Consider the following 20,734-nt stretch of genomic DNA (forward strand, 5'->3'; position numbering starts at 1 on the left):
ATGAGAGAGAGGGCACCATGAACACCAACATGAAACGGACCGTACTGGCCATCGCCGTCGCCGCTGCATCCGCCTCCGCCGGCGCCAATGGCTGGGGCAATGACCGCGACAACCAGAACCAGAGCGCCAACATCAACCACCTGCACAACGTGGCTGAAACGCGCACCAACACCAATACCGATACCAACACCGAAACCAATACCACCACCAACACCGATACCGATTCGCGCACCTGGAACCGGACCTGGAACAACACCCGCAACAACAACAGCACCACCAACACCACCATCAACGACAACGTGACGAGCAACACCAACGTCACCAGCAACCGCAACGTGACCAGCAACCGCAACGTCACCGAGAACGTCAACAAGACCAGCAACATCCAGGCCGACGAACGCCAGGAAAAGAACAATCATGGCGTTGACGTGAACATCGAAAAAGACCTGCGCCTGAGCTCGGACATCAGCTTCTCGGGTGATCCGGAAATCACCGGTTCGATCGACATCGATTCGGCCGCTATCGCCGTCATCGACAACCGCCAGTCCGTCACCAACAATCTGGCCGGCAATACCTTGGTGACCAACAGTGCCTCGATCGCCGACGACGTCGGTGCCGATGCCTCCGGCAACCTGGGCTTCAACGTCGCCGCCGGTGACAACAACGCGCAGGACAACGCCGCGTCGCTGTCCGCGGCCGATGCGTCCTTCAGCTTCGGCATGGCCGATGCGGAAGTCTTCGTCAACCAGTACGGCGGTGGCAACACCACCCTCAACTCGGGCGTGACCAACGCCGCGGGCCTGGGTGGCAATGCCTTCAGCGGTGCGTCCGGCAACATCGGCGCCAACGTCGCCTCGGGCAACAACAACGAGCAGAAGAACGCGCTCGCCGCCTCGGTCGCCACCAGCGCCTATGCGACCTCGAGCATCAGCTCCAACCAGGTGTCCTCCGGCAACACCGTCAGCAACGCCGGCTACCTGCAGTCGATGACCGACACCGTGGACGTGAGCCTGAGTGGCCGCGTCGCCGGCGGCACGTTGGCCGTGGGTGCGGGCCGTTACAGCGGTTCGGGGAGTGCCTACCAGAAGGACAACTACTACCTGGATACCTGGAGTGGCGCGCTGGATCACCCGAGCGGCAGCGAAACCGGTCATATCGACATGGATAGCGATATCCAGAATGCCACCGCCAACCCGAATCGTCCGGGCGTGGGCGGCATTGCGTTCGACACCGAAGAGCGCGGCACCAGCCAGTTCGTTGAACTGGGCGTGGCCGACCTCTACGCGAGCCTGAGCGGCACCGTGTCCACCACCCGTTGGGTGAACGTGGATGCCACCAACACCGCGGCATTGTCCGGCAGTGCGTTCTCCGGCGCCTCCGGCAACATCGGGGTGAACGTGGCCTCCGGTACCGGCAACCTGCAGGCCAACAGTCTGGCCCTGGCGGTTGCGCAGCCCTCCACCGGCGGCGGTGGTGGCGGCGGTCCGGAACAGTAAGTCTGTCCGTTTTCGCAAGCAGTACGCGTTGAGCGCAACAAACCCGGTCATCCGCCAATGACCGGGCTCCCCGGGAGCCCCTGTCCCTTCTCCCCCTTGGGGCAGGGGCTCCTTCCTGAGCCGGAGTACTGCATGTCCAGTCGTATGCGCACGTGGATGCTGGTGTGGACACTGTCGATGCTGATGATGCCGATGGGCAGCGTACGCGCCGGCGATGTCGGCTTCAGTGGCGTACTGCCCAATGGGGCGGTGCTCACCCAGCGCGTGGAAAGCATGCAGGAACGGCGCTTCCGCAACGTGGTACGGCAACACACCGATTACAGCTGTGGCGCAGCTGCCCTTGCCACGATCCTGCGTTACGCCTACCACCTGGAGGCGGATGAGAGCACCGTGATCGAAGGGATGATGGGGGTCTCGGATCCACAACTGGTCCACCAGCGCGGCTTCTCGCTGCTGGACATCAAACGTTACGTCGAATCGATGGGCATGCGCGGACGCGGCTACCGCGTCAACGAAGAGCGCCTGCGCTCACTGCGCGTGCCCGGGCTGGTGCTGATGGATGTGCGGGGCTTCCGCCACTTCGTGGTCCTCAAGCAGGTCCGTGGCGATCTGGTGGATGTGGCCGACCCGATCCTGGGCAACCGCAGCATTCCCGTCAGCGAATTTCTCCAGGCGTGGCCGTCGCGCGCCGTGTTTGTCGTGATCGGGAGTGACTTCGATCGCAACACGGCACTGCTGCAGCCCGGCGAACGGCCGAGTGCCCGTTCGCTGTATGCCAGGCAGGGACCGATCACCGACGCGGAACTGGTCGATTTCGGATTCACCCATGCCGATCTGTTTTAAGGAGGCACCATGAACATCGCAACCTGGACGCCCGGCATCGTGCTGCTTGCCCTGTTGGGCATTGCGCCGGCACATGCCGACGACAGCCGGCCCGGCAAGGGATTGAGCGAAATCCCCGATCCGGAATTGAATCTCATGCGGGGGCGTTACACCGTCGGTGGCAACACCGTGGCGTGGTTCGGCGTCACCATGGTCTCGCAATGGCAGACCGCCGGCGGGCAGTCCGCACAGAGTGCGCTGAAGCTGGGCATGGATTTCAGCCACGGCGCCAGCACACCGAAAATCAGCTTCGCACCGAGCGTGAGCGTGACCGCCGCCGATGCGCCGCTGCCGGTGACGCCGGGGCGCAGCGTGGACTCCAGTGGCCTGCAGAACGTGGCCGGCCTCAGCCAGAGCATCCAGGTGGCCGGCGACGCCAACCTCGCCAGCAACGCCACCCAGCTGACCGTGCGCGATGGCGTGGCACCCACGCCCACCGGCGAAAGCGTGAACCTGGCCAGCGTGCAGCAGGGCGGTGTCAGTGCGCTCGCCCAGCTGGAAGGCAACACGGCCAAGGTGCAGTTGCAGATCGAGGGTGTCGGTGCGGTCCAGCAATGGATCCGCAACGGCAGCGTCGGCCAGAGCATCGCGCTGGGCAGTGATGGACAGTCGGTCACCAATCGGCTGCAGATCGACCTGGTGAGGCAGTCGCTGGCCAACAACGTTCCGCTCAATCAGAACGTGGCGCAGGCGATGACGCTGGTTCGCGGCGTAGGCATGGGGCCGGGCCAGTGATCCATCGGCCCGGCAGGGGGAGCGTCAACACAACAGTGGGCCAAGGCAATGCACACGATGATCCGCGCAACACCGCTGGCGCTGGCGGCGCTGGCACTCATGGCGGCTGCGTCCGCCCAGGCACAGGCGCAACAGCCTGCGCCCAATGACGAGGCCGATGTCAGGGCACTGATGGCGCAGCTGGAAAGCCTCAAGGCCAACTACGCGCAGGAAGTGCGACGTCTGCGCGAGCTGGACATGCAGGTGCAGGCGATGCAGGCAAGACTGACCGGCAAGACCGCGCCGGTCGCCGGTGCTGCTCCCCCTCAACAGGCCTTGCCGGCTGGCACGCCCGTAGCGCCGCCCAGCGCCGACGGTTACGCCAGTTCGGCGGCCGAAGCGCAGCAGGCCAAACAGGAATCGCGGCGCAGCGTGGATGACGTCAAACAGCAGCAGGCCGCGCTGTTCAGCCGCCGCTTCACGATCGAAAACAGCCTGTCCTACGCGCGCTATGACCGCAAGCAGCTTAGCCTCAACGGCTTCCTGGCGCTGGACGCGATCTTCCTGGGCAACATCGCCATCGAGAATGTCGAGTCGGACACGCTGACCTACAACCTGGCCGCGCGCTGGGGTGTCAGCCCGCGCCTGACCTTGAACCTGGATGTGCCCTACCTGGCCCGCAAGACCGTGTTCCAGAAAGGCGGTGCCGGCGGTTCTGCCGCGGCCATCGCGCAGGAGGAAACGACCGGCAATGGCATCGGCGACGTTGGCGTGAGCGCCAACTACCGGCTGTTTGCCGAGCGTGGGCGGCTGCCCGAAACCGTGCTGACCGTGGGCGCGACCGCGCCGACCGGGCGTGCGCCGTATGGGCTGGACTGGAAGGTGCTTGAACGCGATGACGATGACTTCATCCGTTTCGCGGTGCCCGAACAGCAGCCCACCGGCAATGGCGTCTGGCAGGCCAACGTCGGCCTGTCGGCGGTGAAGACCGCCGACCCTGCGATCCTGTTCGCCAACATCGGCTACATCCATTCCTTCCCGCGCAGCTTCGATGACATCGACGCCAACCCGGACACCACCAACCCGGGAGATGTGAAGCTGGGCGGCTCGTACTACTTCGGTGCCGGCGTGGCGTTCGCCTTCAACGAGCGCACCAGCCTGAGTATCTCCTTCAGCGACAAGCTGAGCGCGCGCGCGTCCACGCGCTACAAGAACGGCCAGTGGCTCAAGGTGATCGGCAGCGATGCCAATGCCGCCACGCTCAACCTGGGCATCACCTATGCCCTGAACCAGAAGACCACGCTGGTCAGCCTGCTGGGCATCGGCCTGACGCCGGACGCACCGGACTTCACCTTGGCCTTCAAGGTGCCGTACAGCTTGTAAGCCGACGGTAGGGTCGCGCAGTGCACGGGTTCGATGCGATGGTCTGCGGGTCTGCGGGTCAGCGCAGTTCGGGTAGTGCGAGTTGGTGCTTGCGGCAGAGCCGATAGACGGTCACCCGGGAGACCTGCATGTGGCGCGCGCAGGCGGTGATGTTGAAATCGGCCTGGCGCAGCGCATGCAGCAGCGTCTCGCGTTCGGCCACCTGCTTTGCACCCTGCAGGCCACGATCGACCGTCGCCTGCAGTGGTTGGGTCAGCTCCAGATCCGCCGCGGTGATCAGCTCGGCATCGCTGACGATCGCCGCGCGCTGCACCCGGTTGAGCAGCTCGCGCACATTGCCCGGCCAGCCAAACCGCTCCAGTGCCTGGACCGCATCGGCGGTAAATCCGCGCGCACGGGTGACATGGCGGTGCCGGAAGCTGGCGAGGAAGTGGTGCGCCAGCAGCGCGATGTCGCTGCCGCGCTCGCGCAGTGGTGGCAGTGGCAGCCGCAGTACGTTGAGGCGATAGAAGAGGTCGCGACGGAAGTGACCCTGCTCGACCGCTTTCTCCAGATCCACGTGGGTGGCGGCGAGCACGCGCACATCCACCTCCAGCGGCCGGTTGCTGCCGACCCGTTCCACCGTGCCTTCCTGCAGTACGCGCAGCAGATTGGTCTGCGCGTCCAGCGGCAGATCGCCGATCTCGTCCAGGAAGACGGTGCCGCCACTGGCCGATTCGAACAGGCCCAGGCGACGGGTGGCCGCACCGGTGAAGGCGCCGCGCTCATGACCGAACAGTTCGGACTGGACCAGCGCTGCCGGGATCGCGCCGCAGTTCACCGCCAGGAATGGACGCGCATGGCGCGCGGACAGTGCATGCAGGGCCTGGGCGGCCAGTTCCTTGCCGGTGCCGGTTTCGCCGGTGATCAGCACCGGCAGATCCACCGGTGCGTACTTGCGGATCGCCGCACGGGTCACCTGCAGGACGGCGCTGTCGCCGATCAGGGACTGCGGGCCGTGGGTGGCGGGCAGGGGTTCGGCGCCGGCGAGCTGCTGCAGCCGCTGGACGACGCGGGGCAGGTCGATCGGGGCGGTGTAGGTGTCCACGCACGCGGTGAGCAGTGCATCGAGCACCGGCGAGGGGCGAAGTGGGGCAGCGGGCAGCAAGGCCAGCAGGCGCATATGACGATGGTCCACCAGCAACTGCTGCAGATGGGCCAGGTTGGCCGGGACCACGGTGCGCAGGTCCAGCAGGCCCACGACCTGGTCGCTGCCGCGCATGCCGATGCCCGCGCATTGTTCCGGGGCCACGCCCCGCACCTGCCAGCCGGCCGCAGCCAAGGTGGCCCGTTCAAGCGGGTGAGGTTGCCCAAACCAGATCACACACCGGGCAGGAAAATCGGGGACAGCCGCCATGCGTCACCTTGTCGACGAGAAGCTCGGGCGGTGTCTGCTGCCTGATCGGTTGCCGCGCACGTGCCGCCCCACGTCCGGGTCCTTCCCCCGCCACGGCGCGGGTGCGCTGGGCGCGTCGCCCGCCGGAAAAACGGCGGTGACAGAGAAAGGAACGCGGGTTGGGCCGGGCAGCGGCCATCGCCGGGCGGCCCAAAGAAAAAGGCCGCTGCAGGGCAGCGGCCTTCGATCTGTGGGTTCAGCAGGGCGCGTCAGAGATCGACGCGGCGGGCCTGCATGAACTTGCCGCCCCAGTACCCGCTGACCAGGCTGTCCACGCGGACGTCCTTGCCGGTGCTCGGGGCATGCAGGAAGCGGCCTTCACCGACGTAGATGCCGACATGGTCCACCCGGCCCTTGCGGCCGAAGAACACCAGATCGCCAGCGGCCAGGGCGTTGCGATCATTGATCAGCTCGGCGGCGCCGTCATGGGCCATCTCGCGCGACACGCGCGGCAGCTCGACGCCCAGCGCAGTCCGGAACACATAGCCGACCAGGCCACTGCAGTCGAAACCGCTGTCCGGCGAGGTGCCGCCCCAGCGGTACGGGGTGCCGAGCAGGGTCATCGCACGGCGCAGCAGGGACTGGACCTTGCCGTTCTCGGCGGCGTCGCCGGCCACGGTAATGGCACCGGTGCTGGCATCGTAATTGGCGAGCAGGCGGCTCAGATCACCGGCGAACATCGCCGAGCGGTCCATGAGGGGAATGGTGTCATTGGCCGCCAGGTGCGGAAGCAGGGCGGCGAGGGTGGCGCTGGCAGCGGCATCGGCCTTGCTGCGGGCCGGCGCATCAGCCTTGGGCTTGGCCGGCGCGGGTGACTCGGATGCGACGGTGACGGGGGGTGCAGCGACCTCGGGGCCCGTCGTCGGTACGGACTGGGCCCATGCCGGGAGGCTGGCCAGGCAGAGCGCTGCGGCGATGAAGGCGGGTCGGGCGCGACGCCGAAGGGCGGCGGTCTGGCCTTTGCAACTCAGGTCGTCTGTCGTCACGCGGCGGTCACTGAATAAAAACGATGGGTGATGATGCCGTGTAAGCGCGGTGATTAGGTACAAATTCCGTTAATTTTTCGTTTACAGCTGTGTGATGTGCATCACAAATTTGTCCCTTACCCCTGTTCAGCTTAGTTAAGGACGCGTTTCGCCCCGGTGTAGTGGTCTTTCCAGTACGGTCCGCCCAATGAGTCCAGCCGGACCGTGCCGCCGGTGCTGGGGGCGTGCACGAAGCGGCCTTCGCCCACATAGATGCCCACGTGGAAGACGTTGCCCTTGTTGCCGAAAAACACCAGGTCGCCGGGCGCCAGGCGCTTGGGCTCGATCTTCGGTCCCTGCACGGCGGCCAGATCGCGTGAGGTGCGGGGCAGGCGCAGATCCAGCATCTCGCGGTACACGTAGGCGACCAGGCCGCTGCAGTCGAAACCGGATTCGGGTGTGTTGCCACCGTAGCGGTAGGGCGTGCCGACCAGGCCGATCGCACGCATCAGCACCGCGTTGGCCGCCTGCGGGTCGTTCGGGGTCACGCTGGGCCAGACCTGGGTGGAGGCGGGCGGCGGGGCCGGACGGGTGGTCTTGCCGCCGCCACAGGCACTCAGCAGGGCGATGATCGCCAGCAGGGCCAGGTGGCCGGGCAGGCGGGTCAGGCGCGAAACTGGCGTCATGTGCATGTTGTCCGGATAATGCGCGACCTTAGAAGGCCGTCATGATGGCGGCGTATCCGGCAGGCCACAACCCGCCTCACCCGTCTGCCCTCGGCAGTCTCCAGACCAGAGTTGCGCATGAAGATCGAAAAAGACCGCGTCGTCCGTTTCCATTACACCGTCGCCGAGCAGGGCCAGGAGCCGATCGAGAGCTCCAGGGACCGTGATCCGCTGGCGATCCTGATCGGCCACGGCAACATCATCCCGGGCCTGGAAAACGCCATGATGGACAAGGAAGCCGGCGCCACCTTCGAAGTGGACGTCAAAGCGACCGACGCCTACGGCGAGCGCCGCGAAGGCCTGACCCAGCGCGTGCCCAAGAAGCACTTCGGCACCAGCAAGCTGGTGCCGGGCCAGCAGGTCGTGCTGCAGACCAACTTCGGCCCGCGCGCGGTCACCGTCGAGAAGGTCGGCATGAGCGTGGTCGATGTCGATCTGAACCACCCGATGGCTGGCAAGGACCTGCATTTCAACGTCGAGATCGTCGACGTGCGCGAAGCCAGCAAGGAAGAGATCGAGCACGGCCACGTGCACGGCGATGGCGGCCACCAGCACTGAGTGCTGCAACCCCGCGTTGATCCAACGGCCCGCTTCGGCGGGCCGTTTTCGTTTCTGCGGCAGGCTTCCACGCGCACGGCATAATGGCGGACCTGGTCAGCGGATTGCCTGTGAACGCAGCTTCTTCTCCTTTGCAGCCGGTAGGCGCCCACGAGCGCATCGCCGTCATCGACATCCTGCGCGGGTTTGCGCTGCTGGGCATCCTGCTGATGAACATGGAGGCCTTCAGCGGTCCGCTGGACCTGTCCTTCACCGGCATCGATCCGCACTGGCAGGGCGCGGATTACTGGGCCGACGCGGCCATCTACGTGCTGGTTCAAGGGAAGTTTTTCACCCTGTTCTCGCTGCTGTTCGGCGCGGGGTTCTCGGTCATGGCGCAGCGCGCAGAATCGGCCGGCCGCGCATTCGTGCCGTTCTATCTGCGCCGCAGCGCCGCGCTGCTGCTGATCGGTCTGTGCCATGCGCTGCTGGTGTGGTCCGGCGACATCCTGGTGATCTACGCCTTGATCTCGATGCTGTTGCTTGCCTGTCGCGAGGCGCCGCGCAGCTGGCTGCCGGCGATGGGCGCGATCAGCTACCTGGGCGCAGTCGCCCTGGTGCTGCTGCTGGGCGCGCTGATGAGCTGGATGGCCACCATGGAACACGCGCAGGACTCGCTGCGTGAGGCCATCGCGCAGGCCCAGCGGACCATCGAACTGCAGCGCCAGGCGTACGCGCATGGCAGCTGGGGGGAGGCGGTCGGCCAGCGCCTGCGCGATCTCGGCGCGATGTTGTCAGGCATCTTCGTGATCGGCCCGGAAGTGCTTGGCATGTTCCTGATCGGCAGCTGGTTCGCCCGCAGTGGCGCGCTGGCTGAGCCCGAGCGGTTCGCACGGCTGTATGCGCGGCTGCGCTGGATCGCCTTGCCGGTGGGCCTGGTGCTGATGCTGGGCAGTGCGATCTGGCACCCCTATCAAGCGCCCGGCACGCTCGATCTGCGCGGCGGCGTGGCGTATGCAACCAGTGCGCTGGCCGGGCTGCTGATGTGCCTGGGCTATCTGGCCTGGATCGTGCGCTGGCGTGCGCGCCTGCAGGTGCTGGCCCCGATGGGGCGGATGGCGCTGACCCATTACATCGGCCAGTCGCTGGTCTGCACGTGGGTGTTCTATGGATACGGACTTGGCGCGTTCGAAACACTGCCGCGCCTGTGGCAGATTCCGTTTGCGCTGTCGCTGTTCGCGCTGCAGGTGGCGATCAGCCATGTATGGCTGCACTACTTCCGCTTCGGGCCACTGGAGTGGTTCTGGCGTGCAATGACCTATCTGCAGTGGCCGCCGCTGCGTCGGGCCTGAATCCGTAGGCGCCACGCGGCACCCTCACGTCTGGATCGCGGCCGGACATGGCATGCTCGGGACGCGCATGCGCGTCGGCACCGGCCAGTGGACGGCAGACCGGATCCCCGGCCGCACGCAGGCGATCGATCGTGCCCCTTACCGAGTTGAGCGATACCAATGACGACGCAATACGACTATGACCTGATCGTGCTGGGCGGTGGTTCCGGCGGCCTGGCGGCAGCCTTCCGCGCGGCGCAGCACGGCCAGCGCGTGGCGATGCTGGAGCCGGGCGAACTGGGCGGCACCTGCGTCAATGTCGGCTGCGTGCCGAAAAAGGCGATGTGGCTGGCGGCCGATCTCTCCGGCCGGATCGGCCTGGCCGCCGCAATGGGCTTCGATGTGCCGGTGCGCCCTTCGCTGGACTGGAAAGAACTGGTGGTGCATCGGCAGGCCTATATCGCCAACATCCATGCCAGCTATCTCAAGCGACTCAATGAGAACAAGGTGGTGCGTGTACCGCGCCGTGGTCGGCTGGTGGATGCGCACACCGTGGAGTGCAGTGATGGCGTGCGCATCAGTGCGGCGCACATCCTGCTCGCGACCGGTGCGTATCCGCAGCGGCCGGAGATTCCCGGCGCCGAACTGGGACTGGTGTCCGATGACTTCTTCAACCTCTGCGGCGCGCCCGAACGGGTCGCGATCGTGGGCGGTGGTTACATCGCGGTGGAGCTGGCCGGGCTGCTGCAGGCGCTGGGCAGCCGCGTGACGCTGCTGGTGCGCGGTGAACGGCTGCTGGAGCGCTTCGATGCAGAACTCACCGAACAGCTCGCCGAGAATCTGCGGCACCAGGGTGTGCAGGTCCATTTTGGCTATCGCCTGCGCGAGCTGCAGCGTGATGGCGATGCCGTGGTCGCGTTCGGTCATGATGGCCCGGCCGACGGTCATTTCGATGCAGTGTTCTTTGCCACCGGGCGACGCGGCAACAGTGCCGATCTGGGGTTGGAAGCGCTCGGCGTGGTGATCGGTGACAAGGGCGAGGTCGAAGTCGACGCGTGGCAGACCACCGCAGTACCCAACGTGCACGCAGTCGGCGACATTGCCGGCAAGGTTGGCCTGACCCCGGTGGCGATCGCCGCAGCGCGCAAGCTGATGGACCGCCTGTTCGGCGGTCAGCCGCAGGCGAAGATGGACTACGAGAATGTGGCCAGTGTGGTGTTTTCACACCCAGCGCTCGGTGCGGTGGGCTTGAGCGAAGAAGAGGCCTGCGCCAAGTACGGCGACGTCCGCGTGTACCGCAGCAACTTCCGCCCGATGCTGCAGGCCTTGGCCGATGGCACCCAGCGCAGCCTGTTCAAGCTGGTCTGTGTGGGTGAGGAGGAGCGTGTGGTCGGTGTCCACCTGCTGGGTGAGTCTGCCGATGAAATCCTGCAGGGGTTTGCACTGGCGGTGAAGATGGGCGTGACCAAGGCCCAGTTCGACGACACCGTGGCGATCCATCCAACCTCCGCAGAAGAAGTCGTACTGATGCGCTGAACGCGCATCGGCGGCGTGCAGCTGCCGAAGCCGCAGCAGGGATCCGGTAGTGCCGCCACGCATGCGACAATGGCCGCCCCACCTACTGCCCAGCCGCCCTGCGCGGCTGTCCGCCGTCCTGATGTCCTCTCCCGCCTCCTCGCTGCCCACGTCCTCCAGCCGTATCGCCGCCGGCGGCATCGCACTGGCCGCGATTGGCGCGATCGCGGCCTCGGGCAAGGCGGTCATCGTCAAACTCGCGTATCGGCATGGGGTGGATGCCACCACGCTGCTGGCGCTGCGGATGCTGATGGCGTTCCCGCTGTTCGCGGTGCTGGCGGTATGGTCGGCGCGGCGCGCGCCGGCATTGTCATGGGGCGACCGGGGGCGCGTGGTGTGGCTGGGCTTCACCGGCTACTACCTGTCCAGCCTGCTGGACTTCCAGGGCCTGCAATACATCAGCGTCACCCTGGAACGTCTGATTCTGTACTTGAACCCGACGCTGGTGCTGCTGATCAGCCTGGTCCTGCTGAAAAAGCGCCCCGGTCGCTGGCAGGTGGCGGCGCTGGTGCTCAGTTATCTGGGCGTACTGCTGGCCTTCGGCCATGACCTGCAGCTGGAAGGCGGGCGCATCGTGCTGGGCAGTGCATTGGTGTTCGCCAGTGCGCTGAGCTATGCGCTGTATCTGTTCGGCAGTGGCCAGGTGGTGGCCCGGATCGGCGCGATCCGGCTGACCGCCTATGCCAGCTGCGTGGCCTGCGTCCTGTGCGTGCTGCACTTCGCGGTGCTGCACCCTATGTCCGCGCTGGGCCAGGCGCCCACGCCGGTGTACTGGCTGTCGCTGATCAACGCCACGGTCTGCACGGTGCTGCCGGTGATGGCGATCATGCTGGCGGTCAAGCGGATCGGCTCGTCGCTGGCCGCCCAGGTGGGTATGCTCGGTCCGGTCTCCACCATCGTGATGAGTCTATGGCTGCTCGACGAACCCATGGGGCCGTGGCAGATACTCGGCACGGCCCTGGTCCTGCTCGGCGTGCTGCTGGTCAGCCGGGTGCGCGCGTGAACGCGGCCGCCGTGGGCGATGACCCGGCGGCGCAGGCGCGTGCACGGATTCTGGCGGTGATCCGTGCGATTCCGCGTGGGCAGGTCATGGGCTACGGCCAGGTCGCCGCAAAGGCGGGGCTGCCGGGCAGGGCGCGGCTGACCGCACGCGTGCTTGGCATGAATGACGATCCTGAGCTGCCGTGGCACCGCGTGCTGCGCTCGGACGGGCGCATTGCGATGCCCGAAGGCTCGGCTGGGTGGAAGGAACAGAGCCAGCGGCTGCGCGCCGAGGGCGTGGTGATCGAGCGGGGGCGGGTGAAGGGCATGCCGGTGGCCGGCGCCAACGATCTGGATGCCGCCCTGTGGGGACCGGGCTGACGCTGCCTGTCGGTTGAACGCGGGCGCCGCCACGCAGATTGCGGCCGGGCGCTGCGGCTATGATGGGCGCAGTTCCAAAGGATGCCCCCATGTTTCCGCGACTGCCTACTGTCACCAAAGCGTTGTTGATCGCCAACGCCGTGCTGTTCCTGCTGCAGCAGCCGTTCCTGCTCGGCAACGGCACCTTCGAGCCTTTCATGCTGCAGCCGTTGGGCGGCGGCTTCGATCCGTTCTCGCCGGGCGGCAACTTCCAGCCCTGGCAACTGCTGACCTATGGCTTCCTGCATGGCAGCTTCGGCCATCTGTTCTTCAACATGCTCGCGCTCTTCATGTTCGGCGCACCTCTGGAGCAGACCTGGGGTGAGAAGCGCTTTTTGATCTATTACCTGGTGTGTGTCGCCGGTGCCGGTCTGTGCCAGCTGCTGGTCGGGCTGATGCTGGCCGATCCGGCCACGGTGCTGGGGGCATCCGGCGGCGTGTTCGGCCTGCTGCTCGCGTACGGCATGCTCTTCCCCAACCAACGGGTGATGCTGCTGTTCCCGCCAATCCCGATGAAGGCACGCACCTTCGTGATCGTGTTCGGTGCGATGGAGCTGATGCTGGGCGCCACCGGCTGGCAGCCGGGCGTGGCCCACTTCGCGCATCTGGGCGGCATGTTGTTCGGCTGGCTGCTGATCCGCTACTGGCGCGGCCAGCCACCGTTCAACAACCGCCGCCCGCCGGGCCCGCCGAAGCGACCCAATCACCTGCGCAGCATCAAGTGAAGCAAATAACAGGGACGGAGGTAGTTAATAACCACCTCCGTCCCCGTTAAATGAAAAGGGCGCCCAGTGGGCGCCCTTTTCGTTTGCTACATAGCCAGGCTCAGCGCCAGACCTTGATCTGGTCGTTGTCCACGCGCTGCATCGGCTGCCCGGGCTTGCAGGTGAAGGTGGCACCGAAGGCCGGCAGGTTGGACAGCGGGCCGTTGGTGCGCCAGCGGCCCGGGGCCAGGATGTCCGAGGTCAGGCGCTGGGCGGCGACGTTCGGCGACAGCTGCTGCGGCCACAGGCTGGCCCAGCCGCGGAAGAAGCCCTGCTGCGCGGCCGGCTTGGCGGCCGGTTCTACGGCCTTGTAAGCCTCCCACGCCAGTTCCAGGCCAGCCAGGTCGGCCAGGTTCTCTTCGCGGGTGAGTTCGCCGTTGACCTTGGCACCCTTCACGCCCGGGTAGTCGTAGCCGCTGTACTGGGCGGCGACGCGGTTGCCGAACAAGGTCCAGGCGGTCTTGTCGGCCGGGGTCCACCAGCTGCGCAGTTCGCCCTTGGCATCGACCAGCGCGCCCTTGGCATCGATTGCACGGGTCAGCTCATGGGCGACCAGCGCACCGTAGCTGCCAAACAGCTCGGCGGTATCGCCCTTGGCGTTGAACACCGGACTCTGCAGCACGGCGGCAGTGACGATCAGGCGGTTCTGCGCGATGTCATACGCCAGTGCCGGCTGCTGCGGCAGCACGTCCCAACGACGGTCGGCGTTGCCCTTGCCGATGCGCTTCATTTCTTCGCGGTGGCGCCAGGTGGAGGCGATCAGCATGTTGCCGCCGAAGCTGCCGCGGCCCATCGGCTGCACGGTGTAGTCCAGATCGCGCAGCGGAGTGCCGATCTCGATCTTCAGCGCGGCCAGCTTGGCCTGTGCTTCGGTCTTGGCCTCATCGCTCATCCAGGCGCTGCGCTTGACCGCATCGATCTGCACTTCGCGGATCTTGTCCACCACCAGCGCCGCCTTGCGACGGTCATCGGCCGACAGGTGCTTGGCCGCGTACTCGCGACCCACCATCGGGCCGGCAGCGACGTTGATCGCGTCCAGCACCTGCTCCCAGCGCGCCGGCGGCAGGGTCTGGCCACGGATCACACGGCCGCGGAATTCGAATTCGGCATCGCGGTAGGCCTTGGACAGGTACGGGGCCATCGCATCACCCACGCGCCAGCGCAGATAGACCTTCCACTGTTCCGGCTTGAGGCGGGTGACCATGCCATCGAGCTGCTTGAACAGTGCCGGATCGGACAGCGAGACCAGGTCGTCGTTGACGCCCTGCGCCTTCAGGAAGGCCTCCAGCTGCAGGTTGCGGTAGCGGCTGTTGAGCTCCTTGGTGGAGATCGGTGCGTAGTTGTTGAACGGGTTGTTGATGCCCGCCAGCGACTGCGCATTGCGCGCCAGTTCGGTTTCCAGGGCGATCACCGACTGCGACTCGGCATCGAGCTTGTCGGCCGGGGTGCCGGTCAGCGCCAGAACCTGCTTGACGTAGTTGCGGTAGCGACCCATCAGCGCGACGGTGTCGGCGTCGGTACGGGTGTAGAACGCCGGGTCCGGCAGGCCCATGCCGCCCTGCATGAAGTAGCCGATGTGGCGGTCCAGCGCCTTCAGGTCCACGTCCGGGGCGAAGTTGAAGGCCACCGGGATGCCGACCTGGTGCAGCGCAGCGATCGAGGCCGGCACGTCCTTGGCCTTCTTGATCGCGTTGATGCGGGTCAGCAGCGGGGCGATCGGGTTGGACCCGTCGGCTTCCACCGCGGCCTCGTCCAGGCCACTGGCCCAGAAGTCGCCCAGCAGCTTCTGCACGTTGCCCTGCGGCGCCGTCATCGCGCCATCCAGCAGCTCGCGCTGCTGCTGGCGGGTGCGGTCGGCCAGCTGGCCGAGCGCGGTGGTGGCGCCGGTCTGCGGCACCGGGTTGGCCTTCAACCAGGTGGCATTGGTGGTTTCGTAGAAGTCGCTGCACTGCGCGCTGACAGCCGGCGCACGGGCGGCGGCCTTCTTCTTCGGCGCGGCGTGCGCATCGGGAGCAGCGACCAGGGTGACCAGGCTGATGCCCAGGGCGATGGCAAGCGGACGGAGGTTGGACATGTAAAGCGAATCCAGCGGAATTGGGATCGCGCGAGTGTACCAAGCAAAGCGAAAAGAGCGTGATGGGCAGCGGCCGCCCCAAAAGCAAAGGCCCGGAAGATTCCGGGCCTTTGCATGCATCACCTCACGCGTCGGCGTGATGGCTTACCAGATCACGACCTGCTGGTCGCCGGCGCGCACCATCGGCGAACCGGCCTTGCACTGGAACGCAGCGGCGAAGGTCGGCAGGTTGGACGGGGCACCCATCGCACGGAACTGCGCCGGGGCATGCGGGTCGGTCGCCAGACGGACCTTCATGTTCTCCGGGGTGTACTTGGTGCGCCACACGGTGGCCCAGTTGAAGAAGAAGCGCTGGTCGCGGGTGAAGCCGTCGACCTTCGGGTCTTCCTTGCCGGCCGAGGCCTTCTGCAGGGCGTCGTAGGCGGTGGCCAGGCCACCCAGGTCGGCGATGTTCTCGCCCAGGGTCAGCTTGCCGTTGACCGGCTGGCCGTCCACCTTGTAGCCGTCGAACTGCTTGATCAGCTTGCCGGTCAGGCCGCTGAAGTTCTTGGTGTCCGCCTCGGTCCACCAGTTCTCGAAGTTGCCGGTCGGCCCGAAACGGCTGCCCTGGTCGTCGTAACCGTGGGTCATTTCATGGCCGATCACCGCACCGATGCCGCCGTAGTTCAGTGCATCATCGGCCTTCGGATCGAAGAACGGCGGTTGCAGGATGGCGGCCGGGAACACGATCTCGTTCTGCAGCGGGTTGTAGTAGGCATTGACCGTCTGCGGGGTCATGCCCCACTCGGTCTTGTCCACCGGCTGGCCGATCTTGGACAGCGCGAACTTGTAATTGAATTCGTTCGCCGCGCGCACGTTGCCCAGGTAGCTGTCGCGCCCGGTGCTCAGGCCGCTCCAGTCACGCCACTTGTCCGGGTAGCCGATCTTCGGGGTGAAGGTTTCCCACTTGGCGATCGCCTTGGCCTTGGTCTCGTCGCTCATCCAGGTCAGGCCCTGGATGCGCTCCTTGAGCGAGGCGGCCAGGTTCTTGACCAGTTCTTCCATCTTGGCCTTGGCTTCCGGCGAGAACGCGACCTTGACATACAGCTGGCCGAACGCATCACCGGCATCGTTTTCGATGGTGCCCAGCACGCGCTTCCAGCGCGGCTTCTGCTCCTTCTGACCGTTCAGGGTCTTGCCGTAGAAGTTGTAGTTCTCATTGACGAAGGCATCGGCCAGGTACGGCGAGGCGCTGTCCACGGTGTGGAAGCGCAGGTAGGCGCGCCACACCGACGGATCGGTGTCGCCCAGCGCCTTGCTCACTTCCTGGTGGAAGCTCGGCATGGCCAGCGAGAACTTCTCCGGCGCGGCGATGCCCTGGGCCTTGAAGAACTCGGTCCAGCTGAAGTTCGGGGTCAGCTTGTCCGCATCGGCCACCGTGACCGGGTTGTAGAACAGCGAGACGTCGCGCGAGAGCTCGACGCTGGACTTGGAGGCCTTGGCCAGGCGGGTTTCGAACTTGACCACATCGGCGGCCTGCTTTTCAGCATCGGCCGTGGCCACGCCGGCCAGTTCCAGCACCTTGGCCACGTGGGCCTGGTAGGCCTTGAGCTTGTCGGCGTTCTTGGCGTCGGTGTAATAGGTGGTATCCGGCAGGCCCAGGCCGCCCTGGCTGGCGTAGGCCAGGTTCATGCTGGAATTCTTGAAGTCCGCTTCCGGACCGAAGCCGAACAGCACGTTTTCGCCCTTGGCCGCGCTGGTGCGCAGGTAGTTGGCGATCGCGTCCTTGTCCTGCAGGCCGTCGATGGCGGTCAGGTCGGCCTTGATCGGCTCGATGCCCTGGGCATTGATCTTGGCCTCGTCCATGCCGGTGGCCCAGAAGTCGCCGACGATCTTCTCGATGCCCACGGGGTTCTTGACCGCCGCGACCTGCTCGGCGAGCTGGTGCTGCACGGCCACCGAGCGCTCGTCCAGGATGGTGAAGGCGCCCCAGCTGGTGCGGTCGGCCGGGATTTCATTGGCGGCCAGCCACTTGCTGTTGACGTAGTCACCGAACGCACCGCAGGCGTCCATGCTGGTGTCCAGATCGGACGGGTGGAAGGCGTTGTAGGCCGGCAGCTTGCTCTCGTCGAGCTTGTACTCGGTGGCGGCGGGGGCCGCCGGCGCGGCGGTGGAGGCGGCGCTGTCCGGGGCGGGGGTTTCGTTCTTGCCGCAGCCGACCAGCGCGGCCGAAACGGCCAGGGTCAGCAGTACCAGTTTGGGTGTACGAGTCACTTTGTTTGGCCTCCAGGCCGCGTTATAGCTGAGAAAGGCCCCGCAGGGGCCGTAGGGCGGACGATACGCCTTCAACCCTGCCCGCAAGGGTGTCGAAGGTCATGTTGGGACGCAAGTGGGCGGATGGGCAGGGTCGGCAAAGCGGCCACATACTCCGTTCGACTTACGCCCATTAAAAAAGGAGGCGACCGGGGGTCGCCTCCTTCAGGTGTCACACTGCGATGCCTATCAGAACTTGTACTTCAGACGCACGTACGGGGTGCGGCCGTAAAGATCGTACTGAGTGGCGAACGCAGCCGTGTTGCCGTAGCGCGTACCGGCGCCGGTGGAAATCAGCGCAGGCTTGGTGTTGAACACGTTGGACACGCCCACCAGGATTTCCCAGTCCGACTGCTCGTAGCTCACCGAGGCGGTGTGGTACAGGCGAGCGTCGGCAGTCAGGTCGCGATAGGAATTCGGACGACCTTGGTAGGTGAACACATTGTCCAGATCCTTATTCTCGGTCGAACCGATGTACTGGGTCAGCCAGTTGTAGCTCCAGTCACCACGGGTCAGGGTCAGGCCCAGATTGGCCACGATGTCCGGTCGGCCGATGTAGCCAAGCTGATCCGAATCTGCCAGGCCACTGGCCTCGGCCGTGTCGAAGATCTGTGCCACGTCCTCGATGGTGTAGGTGACCTGGGTGTCGATTGCTACCGTACCGAAGCCGAACTCGCGCTCCCAGTTAGCCGTCAGGTCCCAGCCGCGCGTACGCTGCTGGTTGATATTGAGGTACTGGGCGTAGATTTCGCGGATCGAGTTGGCATCCGGACCAGTGGTCGGGTTGCGCACCAAAAGATCGCAGTAGCGATTCGGGAAAGTGCTGGAGGTGTAGCAGCCATCCACGATGTCGGCCGAACCCAGCGCGGTGATCTGTCCTTTGACCTTGTAGTCGAAGTAGTCGATCGCAATGCTCAGATCAGTGAAGGACGGCGTGAACACAATCCCCGCACTCTTGGCCCGCGAGGTTTCCGGCGAGAGGTTGCCCGCGCCGCCGCTGGTGAACACCGTGGCGCTGGAGCCTGCACCGGTGTAATCCGACGGAATGCCTGCCGCGCCGCAGTTGGTCTGCAGGTTGGTGTTGCTGCTTTCGCCCCAGCGGATGCATGGATCGATCGCCGTCTGAGCCTGGAAGCCGGTCTGGTTGCCCAGATACAGCTCATAAAGGCCTGGTGCGCGATACGACGTGCCCAAGGTCCCGCGCACACGGAACGCGGAATTGATCTGCCAGTTCAGGCCCAGCTTCCAGACGGAATCGCTGCCATCGACCGAGTCGTATTCGAAGATACGGCCGGAGGCGTTGGCGCTCAGCGATTCGATGCCAGTAATGCCCTTCAGCAGCGGAATGTCAAACTCGACGAAGGCTTCCTTGACCTTGTCCTCGCCCTTGGTCTGGTCGGCGGTGGATGCGCCCCACAGATCCTTGTACTCAACGCCCGGCTGATCGTTGATCTTGTAGTTGCGGTACTCAAAGCCGATCGCCGTGCCCACGGCGCCGGCCGGGAGGTTGAACAGCTCACCCGTGAAGACAGCATTGATGCTGTACTGATCGTAGGTGGTCTTGCCCGGGGCCCACACACCCAGAATGTCGACCAGCTCATCAACCTTGGCACCGCTCAGGTAGCCCGGGTCGAAGTAGTTGGCTGCCGGCGTTTCGCCAGCGCCTTCAGTGAGCAGGTCACCGGTGATCGAGTTCTTGATGCCCAGGGTGTTGTACTTGCCGCTGGAACGGCTGTAGTTGCCGTTGACTTCCCAGCCCCACGTATCGGTGCCCTTGAACAGGCCATCGAACTTGGTGGCGCCGTAGAAGTAGTCGACTTCGGTGTGCGACTGCGACTTGAACGGCAGGACTGGCTGGGCGTAGCCGTTGGTGGTGCCCGGCGCTTCCACGGTCGGGAAGAACTGGCGCCACTGGAAATTGTCAGTGGTGCGATTGTTGTAGAGGAACTGGGTCTTCCAATTGAACGAATCGAAGCCGAAATCGGTGGCCAGGTAAGCCGACTTGCGCTCCTGGCGGTTCATGATGTGGCTTTCGCCCCAACGCGAGAAGTTCAGCGGTTCCTGGTAGAACGCAACCGGGTTGCCACCGGCATAGGTCTGGTTGGCACGCGGGCGATAACCGGCGAACGGACCGACCGTGCTGCCATCGGCAGAAGGCACGTAGCGGATCGGCGAATCGTATTCGTCGATGACGTTGTGCAACATGTTGTTGCAGTTCGCCAGCGGGGTGCCGGCGTTGATGGAACGATCCTGGCGATCAATACGGTTGCCGTCGGCATCCTTGATCAGGTCTTCGCCGCACTTGAGGTAATCGCGGTCACCGCGGGTCAGCTCGTTGTGGCGGTACCATTCGACCGCAGCGACCACGCTGCCGGTTTCGAAGTTCCAGCCATTGGCCAGCGACGCGGCGAACACTTCACCGCCACCCTGGGTCGGGATGCGCGAGGTCACGGTCAGTTCCGGACGATCGAAATTCTTCTTGGTGATCAGGTTGACCACGCCGGCGACGGCGTCGGAACCGTAGATCGAGGACGAGCCGTCCTTCACGATCTCGGCGCGCTGCAGCACCGCGGTCGGGATCACGTTCAGATCGAAGGCGCCCACGGCGCCGCGGGTGCCGGCCGGACCAGGACGCTGGCCGTCGAGCAGCACCAGGGTACGGTTCGCGCCGAGGCCGCGCAGCGAGAACGTCTGTACGCCAGTTCCGCCGTCGACGACGAAGCCGCCGAACTGGTGGGTGATCTGCGTTTCCGCCGCGCCGATGGCCGAGCGCTGCAGGAATTCGCCAACGTTCACCTGACCCTGAGCGGCATTCTTCTCAGTGTCGATGGTGAACACGGGGGAGGAGGTCTCGTAATCCGCACGGCGGATCAGGGAGCCGGTGACAGAAACTCTGTCCAGATCCCGGGTCGTCGGCTGAGAGGTGGCGGCCGTCGACGTAGGCGTGTTGCTCTGATTGCTCTCCTGCGCGAAAGCAGGGGTGGCGCTGAGGCAGGCCAGCACGGCGAGGGTCAGAGGGACACGGCTTGGCGAGAGGTGGCGATTGGCTTTGCGCATTGCGTTGACTTCCCAGTTGTTATGCTCCGGTTAACCGAGTCTATGTGCGGATTTAGTTAAATGCAACGTAAATGTTCTAACATTTTCATCACAGTGTCGTAAT

At 65.4% G+C, this 20,734-nt stretch carries 15 protein-coding genes and 1 pseudogene; 10 read left to right on the top strand and 6 right to left on the bottom strand.

The window, feature by feature from the left end:
* The first annotated feature begins 17 nt into the window (after positions 1-17).
* The 4 genes from AC13F7_RS05230 to AC13F7_RS05245 all read left to right on the top strand — a co-directional run bounded on the left by AC13F7_RS05230 (position 18) and on the right by AC13F7_RS05245 (position 4,475).
* Complete coding sequence (locus AC13F7_RS05230) at positions 18-1,496, top strand: adhesin (RefSeq protein ID WP_482999453.1); 1,479 nt, start codon at positions 18-20, stop codon at positions 1,494-1,496.
* A 144-nt stretch (positions 1,497-1,640) separates the two neighbouring features.
* Complete coding sequence (locus tag AC13F7_RS05235) at positions 1,641-2,339, top strand: C39 family peptidase (protein WP_429000516.1); 699 nt, start codon at positions 1,641-1,643, stop codon at positions 2,337-2,339.
* A gap of 9 nt (positions 2,340-2,348) precedes the next feature.
* Complete coding sequence (locus AC13F7_RS05240; protein ID WP_482999454.1) at positions 2,349-3,113, top strand: hypothetical protein; 765 nt, start codon at positions 2,349-2,351, stop codon at positions 3,111-3,113.
* Positions 3,114-3,161: 48 nt separating this feature from the next.
* Entirely contained in the window at positions 3,162-4,475 is a 1,314-nt protein-coding gene (locus tag AC13F7_RS05245) for a hypothetical protein (protein ID WP_481468786.1), read from the top strand.
* A gap of 58 nt (positions 4,476-4,533) precedes the next feature.
* Here AC13F7_RS05245 and AC13F7_RS05250 read toward each other — a convergent pair whose 3' ends face one another.
* The 3 genes from AC13F7_RS05250 to AC13F7_RS05260 form a co-directional block, all read right to left on the bottom strand.
* A complete protein-coding gene (locus AC13F7_RS05250; protein ID WP_482999455.1) occupies positions 4,534-5,871 on the bottom strand; it encodes a sigma-54 interaction domain-containing protein in 1,338 nt (445 codons plus the stop codon).
* A gap of 248 nt (positions 5,872-6,119) precedes the next feature.
* Complete coding sequence (locus AC13F7_RS05255) at positions 6,120-6,881, bottom strand: C40 family peptidase (protein ID WP_481468950.1); 762 nt, start codon at positions 6,879-6,881, stop codon at positions 6,120-6,122.
* 146 nt (positions 6,882-7,027) lie between these two features.
* Entirely contained in the window at positions 7,028-7,567 is a 540-nt protein-coding gene (locus AC13F7_RS05260) for a C40 family peptidase (RefSeq protein WP_481468782.1), read from the bottom strand.
* A gap of 111 nt (positions 7,568-7,678) precedes the next feature.
* Here AC13F7_RS05260 and AC13F7_RS05265 point away from each other — a divergent pair, with 111 nt between their 5' ends.
* The 6 genes and pseudogenes from AC13F7_RS05265 (at position 7,679) to AC13F7_RS05290 (ending at position 13,169) form a co-directional block, all read left to right on the top strand.
* Positions 7,679-8,158: an FKBP-type peptidyl-prolyl cis-trans isomerase gene (locus AC13F7_RS05265; protein WP_019182632.1), complete on the top strand. Its 480-nt coding sequence runs from the start codon at positions 7,679-7,681 to the stop codon at positions 8,156-8,158.
* A gap of 83 nt (positions 8,159-8,241) precedes the next feature.
* A pseudogene (locus tag AC13F7_RS05270) lies at positions 8,242-9,652 on the top strand (DUF418 domain-containing protein).
* Complete coding sequence (gorA, locus tag AC13F7_RS05275; RefSeq protein ID WP_482999456.1) at positions 9,649-11,004, top strand: glutathione-disulfide reductase; 1,356 nt, start codon at positions 9,649-9,651, stop codon at positions 11,002-11,004. The pseudogene AC13F7_RS05270 and the gene gorA overlap by 4 nt, the downstream one beginning before the upstream one ends.
* A gap of 121 nt (positions 11,005-11,125) precedes the next feature.
* A complete protein-coding gene (locus tag AC13F7_RS05280; RefSeq protein ID WP_481468948.1) occupies positions 11,126-12,046 on the top strand; it encodes a DMT family transporter in 921 nt (306 codons plus the stop codon).
* 11 nt (positions 12,047-12,057) lie between these two features.
* Entirely contained in the window at positions 12,058-12,405 is a 348-nt protein-coding gene (locus AC13F7_RS05285; protein WP_481468947.1) for an MGMT family protein, read from the top strand.
* Positions 12,406-12,494: 89 nt separating this feature from the next.
* Positions 12,495-13,169 carry a rhomboid family intramembrane serine protease gene (locus AC13F7_RS05290; RefSeq protein ID WP_482999457.1) on the top strand — a complete coding sequence of 225 codons (675 nt, stop codon included), beginning with the start codon at positions 12,495-12,497 and terminating at the stop codon, positions 13,167-13,169.
* A 100-nt stretch (positions 13,170-13,269) separates the two neighbouring features.
* Here the strand turns inward: AC13F7_RS05290 and AC13F7_RS05295 are convergent, their stop codons facing one another.
* The 3 genes from AC13F7_RS05295 to AC13F7_RS05305 form a co-directional block, all read right to left on the bottom strand.
* A complete protein-coding gene (locus tag AC13F7_RS05295) occupies positions 13,270-15,282 on the bottom strand; it encodes a M13 family metallopeptidase (RefSeq protein WP_482999458.1) in 2,013 nt (670 codons plus the stop codon).
* A 144-nt stretch (positions 15,283-15,426) separates the two neighbouring features.
* Positions 15,427-17,535, bottom strand: a complete 2,109-nt coding sequence (locus AC13F7_RS05300; RefSeq protein ID WP_482999459.1) for a M13 family metallopeptidase — start codon at positions 17,533-17,535, stop codon at positions 15,427-15,429.
* A gap of 228 nt (positions 17,536-17,763) precedes the next feature.
* Positions 17,764-20,631 (bottom strand): TonB-dependent receptor plug domain-containing protein, encoded by a 2,868-nt coding sequence (locus tag AC13F7_RS05305; protein WP_482999460.1) that lies wholly within the window; start codon positions 20,629-20,631, stop codon positions 17,764-17,766.
* Positions 20,632-20,734 lie beyond the last annotated feature (103 nt).

The sequence above is a fragment of the Stenotrophomonas sp. K-6 genome (assembly GCF_056861555.1).

What these genes read in the sequence shown, in the direction of transcription:
- AC13F7_RS05230 (WP_482999453.1), top strand. Translation starts at nt 18, where the DNA reads ATGAACACCAACATGAAACGGACCGTACTGGCCATCGCCGTCGCCGCT.
- AC13F7_RS05235 (WP_429000516.1), top strand. Translation starts at nt 1,641, where the DNA reads ATGCGCACGTGGATGCTGGTGTGGACACTGTCGATGCTGATGATGCCG.
- AC13F7_RS05240 (WP_482999454.1), top strand. Translation starts at nt 2,349, where the DNA reads ATGAACATCGCAACCTGGACGCCCGGCATCGTGCTGCTTGCCCTGTTG.
- AC13F7_RS05245 (WP_481468786.1), top strand. Translation starts at nt 3,162, where the DNA reads ATGCACACGATGATCCGCGCAACACCGCTGGCGCTGGCGGCGCTGGCA.
- AC13F7_RS05250 (WP_482999455.1), bottom strand. Translation starts at nt 5,871, where the DNA reads ATGGCGGCTGTCCCCGATTTTCCTGCCCGGTGTGTGATCTGGTTTGGG.
- AC13F7_RS05260 (WP_481468782.1), bottom strand. Translation starts at nt 7,567, where the DNA reads ATGCACATGACGCCAGTTTCGCGCCTGACCCGCCTGCCCGGCCACCTG.
- AC13F7_RS05265 (WP_019182632.1), top strand. Translation starts at nt 7,679, where the DNA reads ATGAAGATCGAAAAAGACCGCGTCGTCCGTTTCCATTACACCGTCGCC.
- gorA (WP_482999456.1), top strand. Translation starts at nt 9,649, where the DNA reads ATGACGACGCAATACGACTATGACCTGATCGTGCTGGGCGGTGGTTCC.
- AC13F7_RS05280 (WP_481468948.1), top strand. Translation starts at nt 11,126, where the DNA reads ATGTCCTCTCCCGCCTCCTCGCTGCCCACGTCCTCCAGCCGTATCGCC.
- AC13F7_RS05290 (WP_482999457.1), top strand. Translation starts at nt 12,495, where the DNA reads ATGTTTCCGCGACTGCCTACTGTCACCAAAGCGTTGTTGATCGCCAAC.
- AC13F7_RS05295 (WP_482999458.1), bottom strand. Translation starts at nt 15,282, where the DNA reads ATGTCCAACCTCCGTCCGCTTGCCATCGCCCTGGGCATCAGCCTGGTC.
- AC13F7_RS05305 (WP_482999460.1), bottom strand. Translation starts at nt 20,631, where the DNA reads ATGCGCAAAGCCAATCGCCACCTCTCGCCAAGCCGTGTCCCTCTGACC.